The organism is Novacetimonas hansenii JCM 7643 (assembly GCF_000964405.1).
GTDB lineage: Bacteria > Pseudomonadota > Alphaproteobacteria > Acetobacterales > Acetobacteraceae > Novacetimonas > Novacetimonas hansenii.
Map to the genome: position 1 here is coordinate 1 of NZ_BANE01000115.1, position 7,412 is coordinate 7,412.

The following is a 7,412-nucleotide window of genomic DNA, read 5'->3' on the forward strand; positions in this document are numbered from 1 at the left end:
TTTGGAAAAAGCTTCACCAAAAACCTTTATGATTTCAGGATATTCTTGAGCCTGACTTTTCAAACAGCGTCTCAGAAAGATCATTGGTTCCAGCTATTTTGAAACAGACATGGCCGAAAACTGTTGGAATTCTGTTGGGGTGGTGACTTTTTGGAAAGAACATTCCCAAAATATAAAATAGTATTTTCGGTTTAATGCCAGTTGGAATTGCAATTTTTTCACAAATTATGAAGCCGGTCGATGTCAGCCCCCAATCCGACAGGATGTCAGGGGCCGTTTGAACGGTGTGTAGCAATACCCCACGGGAATGAAGGCAGTCTTTGGCAAAGCGTTTACCGACATGGCTTTGCAATATATTGCATTTCTACAAGGTTAAAGTAACGCCTGAATATTTACCGTTTTTCATCAACGGGCTGTTTCAAATGATGTCTTCATGTTCCAGTGGGATGCCGGGTCCGCCTGTATGGACCGTTTTTATGGTATGGCGCGCATGGTGTGCTGCGCATGGCGCGCGCCGGGGTGTCTTATCCCTTCCACAGGGGGCCGGGCATTTCATCGTAATGATCCACCAGCATATCCAGCAACAGCGCCAGCGCGCCCGCCACATGGGCCTGTTCCGTGCCGAAATGGCTGGCGATGGCGGGCATTGACCGTCCCTCCACCATCAGCAGGACCAGCAGCTTTTCGCATCGCGTGCCAATGGCCGTGCGGATGTATTTGTAACGTTCGATCGCGCCCAGCCTGCTGTGCGATGGGCCTTCGTGCGTGGGGTGGCGACCGGGTGCGCGTTCCATCTGCGGGTCGTTATGGCCCATGAACCCGATGGCGTAATCAATGGCCCAGAATTCGGCGGCAAGGGCATGGGCGTCCACGATCGCGCCACTGCGTCGCAGCGCGGCAAGCGCGGGGCGATGCGCGTACACCATGGCCGCATCGGGGGCCATGTCGGACCGGTCGGGCGGCGGTGGCGCAGGCGGGTGGCAGGACGGAACGGCAGCCGACACGCAGGCATTCTCCAGACTGGGGCAGGACCGGCACATAAGGCCGACAGCATCCATGCATCCGTATCATACCTTCGGCGCGGATGCGATGGTCTCCCGCCGGTTGTCTCATCCATATGCCGCGTGGTGGGGCCGCGATCAGGGCGTGTGGCGCATCTGCTGGCGCAGGTGGGCTTCTTCGTTCGTGAAACGCGCCCAGTCCTGGGCATAGGGATCGCGACTGTCGCGATCATGGCCCATGGCCGCGGCGTCCGAGGTGCGATCTGGGCTGCGATCTGGGGTGCGATCGGGCATGTCCGTGTTGTCCGGCGCGTCGCGACCGGGGGTGGGGCGGTTCATGTCCCGGCGTGCGGCGGCGGCGGCATGTGCATCGGCGGACCAGGTGGCACGGGCCGCATCATGGGCCGCGCGCATATGCGCCAGTGTGCCCTGCCATGCCTGCGCACCGGCCGCGGCCTGCGGGTGCATCACGCCCGGCATGGAGGGGGACAGTGCGCCGGGCCATCCCGCATTGCCCCATCCCGCATTGTCCCATCCCTGCGCCCGCGCGCCATGGCCCATGGGCAGGCATGCCGCCATGATCGCCACCCACGCCGCCATGATGGCCATTCCCGCCCCCCGTCCGGCATGGCGTGCGGGGGGCGGGGGCATCAGCGGTTGATCCACTGCTGGCGTTCGGGGTCACGATGTTCCCATCCCCGCCGTTGCAGTTCGGGCATGTCGGAGGGGTCCTGCGGATATCCCACACACAGATACGCCACGAGTTCCCATTGCGCCGCAACGTCGAGCATCGCGGTCACGCGCGCCGGGTCGATGATGGACACCCACCCCACGCCCACGCCCGCCGCCGTCGCGGCAAGCCAGAAGGTATGGATGGCCATGACGGTGGACCATGTGGTGGTCTGGGGCATGGTGCCCCGACCCAGCCCGCGTCCCTGTGTCGGGTCATTGTCGGAAAACACCGCGACATGGTGGGGGGCGTCATCCAGCCCCGCAAGTTTCAGGCGCGCGTAATCGCTGGCGTCGGACCCATCGCGCGCGGCAAGCGCATGGGCGTTGCAGTGTGCGAAATCATCGCGCACCGCCTGCCTGCGTGCGGGGTCATCCACCCGGACGAAGCGCCATGGTTCACTCAGCCCGACCGAAGGGGCAAGGCATGCCGTCGCCAGCAGCCCGTCCAGCACCGGGGCGGGCACAGGGTCGCGCCGGAAATGCCGCACGTCGCGCCGCCAGCGCAGCAGGGTTTCAAATTCCTTGGTGAACGTGCCGGAAAATCCGGGCTGGGTCATGACGCTTCCTTTGTGGGGGGTGGGATCGCGGCGCGATGTGCCGATGGCCGGAATGCCGCCTGTGGCTGGCATGGGGCCGTTTGAAAGGGGAAACCGGGTTTCATCCATTGACGGTCGTGTCATCCCTGATGCTGTCCCTCTGCCAGGGTTTCGGCAGGCGTCCCTGGTGTCGAGGGAAGGCGCCATCGGGAAACATCGTGGGGAGCCCGATCATGCCGGGGCCTGCCGCCGGGGGCCTGCCATCCGGTGGATGTGTGCAACGCGGGGGACCGTATCCCACGGGGATGAGAAAAGGGGATGATGAAAACCGTCGGGGGCTTGTTTCAAAAAGCACTGTAAGATGCCGCAGGATTGAAAAAGGTAGCGACCGGAGTTTTTGTCATCTCTTCTCAAGGGGTGTTTCCAGGTGGCGATTTGTACTGTGTTCGTAAAGTACTGTGTCCGTAAGTACCGGGTCCGTTAATACCGGCGTCCGAATGCCGGTTCCTCAGGCTGTGCCGGGCCGGCGAATGCTGCGTCCTCCCAGAACCCGCTGGCCACTTCATGCAGTTCATCAAAACTGGCCTTGTACCAGTCCACCTGTGTCGCGGTGCGGCCGGTGATGGTGAATTTCATGAAAAGCGTCCCTGCCCCCCCACCGTACATCCACCCGTCATGCGATGTGAATTCAAAATGGCACAGGTCGGTATGGCCAAACCGCTGAAAGGCATGGTCCACCACGATGGGGGCGATTTCTTCCGCCGTGACGCGCATGTAGAAATTGGTCCGCCGGCGCAGCAGCGTCGTATCGACATTGTCGAGGATGCCCATGCTGTCCAGTACCTTCGCGCTGGCGGCGAAACGCGCGGCGTCGAATGTGACCTGTACGGTGCATCGCCCAAAGGAGCCATTGCCCGTGACGTTGACCCCGAACTGCGCATAATCGCCAAGGCCGGGGATGCCGACGCTGGCGGCATGGGCGGCGGGGGGCATGGATGTCACCATGACGGTCGCGGCGGGCACGCACACCAGCAGACCCGACAGGGTGGCAACCGCGCCCCGGCGTACGTAACGGCGTGCCATCACGAATGTCCGTGCCTGTATCGCCCGCTTGCATATCGCTCGCTCACACGGGGTTCCTTCTGCTGTGGTGCGGGTGGTGAAAACAGATGTGGCGGCGCATTACTGCGCCGCCACACATTATGGCACCATGGACATGGAAAAGCATTATCCCCGATGCGCTTTATCGCGCCACACCATCCCCGACGGGGCCGGTGGCGCGACAGAGCCGGAACCTCAGCCTCGATTCGCAGCCTCCACGGCCGTGCGGGCCGACATGGGAACCGCAACACTGTTAAGTGTCGCGACCTCCATCATGCCGCGACGTTTGAACGCGGCGGCGAACCACGCGACCACGTTTGCGGCCGTATGGCGGGTTTCCTGCGTGCCGGGGGGAAGGCCGGTTGCGGGGGCAAGGTGAAAAGTACTCATCTGAGCGTTTCCATGAGCCTTGGCGGGCACGATTGCCGCAAGCTGCTCCTGTGGCGGACGCTACGCCGGATTTCGCTGCTGACAATATGATATTTTCGCAGCCCCTTCCCCCGTCCCATGATGTTTTTGCAAGGCTTGTGCCCTGTGTGGCGTCAGACCGGGGCAACGGTCCATTTCGCGTGCCATTCCTGCCCTGGCGGCAGGTGGAACAGGCCGGGCTTCGTCGCGAATTCGCCGTGGAAATCCTGCGGGCTGCTCATGCCGTACCACGGTTCGATGCACAGGAAATCCGCACCCGGTTTCATCCACAGCCCAAGCTGGCGAAAGCCCTTCCACGTCACACGCAGGCCCGGCCCGTTGGGGATGCGATAGGTCAGGCCATGGCTGGCGGGATGGTCGAGGATCAGCGCATCCGCCGCGAACAGGTCTTCGGACAGCGCAAGTTCGCGGCCCGTGATGGGGGTGGGGAACAGGTCGGGCGACAGCAGGCCACCCGCGACGCGGCGCACATTTTCGGGTTCGGGCTGATCGAATTCGATGATGTGCGCGTCCTTTGGCACATCGGGACGCAGGGGCCACACAAAGGCCGGATGCGCGCCGAGCGAGGCGGACAACGTGCGTGCCGGGTCGGGATTGATGACATGGTATTCCACCGACAGCGCGCCATTGGCGATGCGGTATGCGATCTTCAGCCGGAAGGCAGAGGGAAAGATCGCGCGTGACTGCGCCGTATCCCCCAGTTCCAGGACGCAGCCATCGGCCGTGCGTTCGACCCAGCGGAAATCCATGTCGCGGGCAAAGCCGTGCTGCGTGATGCGGCATGCGTGCCCGTCAAACAGGGCCGTATCGTTGTCGAGCCGCCCGACAATGGGGAACAGCACGGGCGAATGGCGTTTCCATGCCGCCCCACCATTCCACAGCAGGTCGCACCCCGCGATTACATCATGCAGCGCGCAGAGTTCCGCCCCATGTACCCGTACCGTGGCGTGCAGGCGCGAATCGCCAAAGCTGTGGCTGACATCTTCATTCATCGCGTGTTTCCTTCTGTCATGTGCGGCATTGCACGCATCGTGTGGGCAGAATGCCCGATTCCCCACGCAGGCCGCCAGTAGCGTATCGGTGTTAGCGTATCGGTGTAGCGTATCGGTGTGTCGTGTTGGTGTAGCGTATCGCCATTATCATGCCGCCGCAGTCGTGCCGCCACTGTCATGCCGTTTCTGTCGTCATGACACAGCATACAGGATCGTCTGACGGCGGTGGCGCATACAGGTTCCGGCACCGGGGCGTCGTGAGATTACGCAGGTTTCCGATGAATCTTTTTACGGGTGAATCTTTTTGCTGGCACCTCAGGGAACTGCATCCGGCCATTGTCATGGCTGTCGTCAATATCCCGGTTACGGTGCGTCCCGACAGGGTATTTTTGAAAACACCCTGTTGATAAGGAATGATAAAATTCCGGCCTATGTCTTTTTTCAAAAAGGGGATGTCGTTCAAAACATTCCGCGCAAAGCCTGGACAGGAATGTTTATGATGTCCGTGGGGGGATGCATCCTGCCTTTTCAAAACGTCCCTGATATTTGCCAGGATGTAGGCCGGACGATAAAAAACCGGCAGCCGCACAGCCACAGCCACAGCCACAGCCACAGCCACAGGACAGGGCCGACGCAGGCATGACGACGGGTGCCCCACATCATCGCCCCTCCCCCCATTGCCCGACGCACCGCCGCCATCAGACATCATGCATATAGAGTCCCGTTCCTGTTCTTCTTCCCTTCGGGCATGGCGTAGCTTTGCCATCGTGCTGCTTGCGGTTGTGCTCTCGGGCGTGGGGGGGATGTTCGCTTTTATCGCAGGTGTGGATGCGTGGGATGTCCTGCCGGTGCATCTGCCGCTGTCGCGCGTGCCGACGGGGGGAAACGCGCGTTACACCATGGGCGCGCTGGCACGGGCCGGACGGTTTGATTCGGCCATGATCGGGACCTCAACCGGGCGGTTGATCCGGCCCGATGCGATGGGGGCGGAATTCGACGCGCGTTTCGTCAACCTCGCGATGAATAACGCCACGGCATGGGAACAGGACCGGCTGCTTGGGGTGTTCATGCAGGCCCATCCCGCACCACGGGTCATCATGCTCGACCTTGACCATCTGTGGTGCCTGTCGGGTGACGATGCCGCGCGTGGACCGCATGAACAGTGGCCGGAATGGGCCTATACCGCCCCGTCATGGCAACGATATGGGCATATGCTCGACCTGTATGCGTTGCAAGAAGCCGTGAACCAGACGCTTTACCAATTCGGGCTGAAGGCGGACCATGCCGGGGCGGATGGGTATCAGAGCTTTGTCCCCGATGACGCGCAATATGATCGTGCGCGGGTCAGCGCGAATTTCGCGCTGTGGCTGTCGGCCACGCCGGTTGCGTCGCCCGCCGCGCCGGTCGCGTTGTCTCCCTCACTCGCACTATTGCCCCGGCTGTTGGCGCGCATCCCGGATGATACGCTCAAGATCGTCTGGTTTCCCCCTGTCGCACGCGAAATGAAGGTGCATGCAGGCCCTGCCCGCGCCACGGCCATTGCCCGGTGCCGGGCGCGTATCATCGCGGACATGGCCCGCGTGCCCAACAGCATCGTGGTGGATTTCGATATTCCCGGTCCCATCGCCGATGTGCGTGACAGTTTCTGGGACCCGCTGCATTACCGTATGGGGGTTGCGACGCGTATCGTGCGCGACCTTGCCATGGCGGTGCAGGACCCGGACCGTCCCGCCGACGAATATGTGGTGCGGGCCGCCCACCTGTCGCCCCATGCCCGTGACATGGCGCGCATCGTGCCCTGAACATGCCTTCGCCCTTCTGGCGGCGGCGGCAGGTCGCGGCAGGCGGAGGGGGCGGACATCCGGGGCCTGTGGCTGCGGTCTGTCTTTGCGGCCTGTCTTCGCGGGCGGTGTTTGCGAGATGTGTTTTCGACCTGTGTGTTCCGGACCGGTGAGGGCGGCGGCGGTCTGGGCGCGCATCTGGGCGCGCATCTGGGGGGGGCGCGCTTCGGGGGCGCTTGTCTGGGGGCGAGCGGGCAGGTCGTGCGATGCAATGCCCGCATGAAAGGGGTGGACACAGCTTCCTTCACGAGTCGTGGCATAATGCGGGGCACGGCATTGCGCAGGGTGTGGGGTGGACGGATGGCGGGTGTGGATTCTTTTTACCAAACAGGACTCGTATCTTGGCCTGCTTGGTCATATAACCGTTCCCCTTTTGGGGTGGTATGCGATTCCGTGGCGGTTTTCCGCCATTTTTCTGATTCGTCGCAGAACGCGTTCCGTACGACTTGCCAACATATTTCCGGACAGGTCTGTGGATAACTTTGTGTATAGTTTGTCGGGTGTGGGGATTGCGGGGGGATCACGCGGCATTTCCCGGTTTGTTCCGATGGATGTTCCGCCCGGTGTTCTCCTCCCCGCTATTCTCCCCCCCATCGTGGCCGCGTCCATGATTGTGGGCAGGGATCATGGCACATCCTGTCCCTGTCCCTGTCCCTGCGTGCGCCAGCGCGGCTGGCCCACATCACAAAAATTGATGAGGGACTGTTTGAAAACACATCATTGATAGAAAATAGGCAAAGTTTTTGGGTGCCGCCTTTCGATCGAAAAAGGCGGCGTCTT

The 7,412-nt window shown here is 61.9% G+C and carries 7 protein-coding genes; 1 reads left to right on the forward strand and 6 read right to left on the reverse strand.

Annotated features, from left to right (window positions below; genetic code table 11):
- Positions 1-524: 524 nt before the first annotated feature.
- From B7G66_RS09045 to B7G66_RS09070, 6 genes are all read right to left on the reverse strand, one after another.
- Positions 525-1,004, reverse strand: coding sequence for a hypothetical protein (locus B7G66_RS09045; RefSeq protein ID WP_139312526.1), 480 nt, complete (start codon positions 1,002-1,004; stop codon positions 525-527).
- A 135-nt stretch (positions 1,005-1,139) separates the two neighbouring features.
- Entirely contained in the window at positions 1,140-1,652 is a 513-nt protein-coding gene (locus B7G66_RS09050; RefSeq protein WP_003621560.1) for a hypothetical protein, read from the reverse strand.
- Positions 1,652-2,290: a 5,6-dimethylbenzimidazole synthase gene (gene bluB, locus B7G66_RS09055; RefSeq protein ID WP_040512718.1), complete on the reverse strand. Its 639-nt coding sequence runs from the start codon at positions 2,288-2,290 to the stop codon at positions 1,652-1,654. Before bluB ends, B7G66_RS09050 begins: the two co-directional genes overlap by 1 nt.
- Positions 2,291-2,749: 459 nt before the next feature.
- Positions 2,750-3,352, reverse strand: a complete 603-nt coding sequence (locus B7G66_RS09060; RefSeq protein WP_003621562.1) for a hypothetical protein — start codon at positions 3,350-3,352, stop codon at positions 2,750-2,752.
- Between the two features lie 213 nt (positions 3,353-3,565).
- On the reverse strand, positions 3,566-3,760 hold the full coding sequence (locus B7G66_RS09065; RefSeq protein ID WP_003621563.1) for a hypothetical protein: 195 nt from the start codon (positions 3,758-3,760) through the stop codon (positions 3,566-3,568).
- Between the two features lie 152 nt (positions 3,761-3,912).
- On the reverse strand, positions 3,913-4,791 hold the full coding sequence (locus B7G66_RS09070; protein ID WP_003621564.1) for an aldose 1-epimerase family protein: 879 nt from the start codon (positions 4,789-4,791) through the stop codon (positions 3,913-3,915).
- 707 nt (positions 4,792-5,498) lie between these two features.
- On the opposite strand from B7G66_RS09070, the gene B7G66_RS09080 reads away from it, so the two are divergent.
- Positions 5,499-6,593 carry a hypothetical protein gene (locus tag B7G66_RS09080; RefSeq protein WP_141313027.1) on the forward strand — a complete coding sequence of 365 codons (1,095 nt, stop codon included), beginning with the start codon at positions 5,499-5,501 and terminating at the stop codon, positions 6,591-6,593.
- The last annotated feature ends 819 nt before the right edge of the window (positions 6,594-7,412 follow it).

Coding starts and splice junctions, on each gene's coding strand:
- B7G66_RS09050 (WP_003621560.1), bottom strand. CDS start 1,652: ATGCCCCCGCCCCCCGCACGCCATGCCGGACGGGGGGCGGGAATGGCC.
- bluB (WP_040512718.1), bottom strand. CDS start 2,290: ATGACCCAGCCCGGATTTTCCGGCACGTTCACCAAGGAATTTGAAACC.
- B7G66_RS09060 (WP_003621562.1), bottom strand. CDS start 3,352: ATGGCACGCCGTTACGTACGCCGGGGCGCGGTTGCCACCCTGTCGGGT.
- B7G66_RS09065 (WP_003621563.1), bottom strand. CDS start 3,760: ATGAGTACTTTTCACCTTGCCCCCGCAACCGGCCTTCCCCCCGGCACG.
- B7G66_RS09070 (WP_003621564.1), bottom strand. CDS start 4,791: ATGAATGAAGATGTCAGCCACAGCTTTGGCGATTCGCGCCTGCACGCC.
- B7G66_RS09080 (WP_141313027.1), top strand. CDS start 5,499: ATGCATATAGAGTCCCGTTCCTGTTCTTCTTCCCTTCGGGCATGGCGT.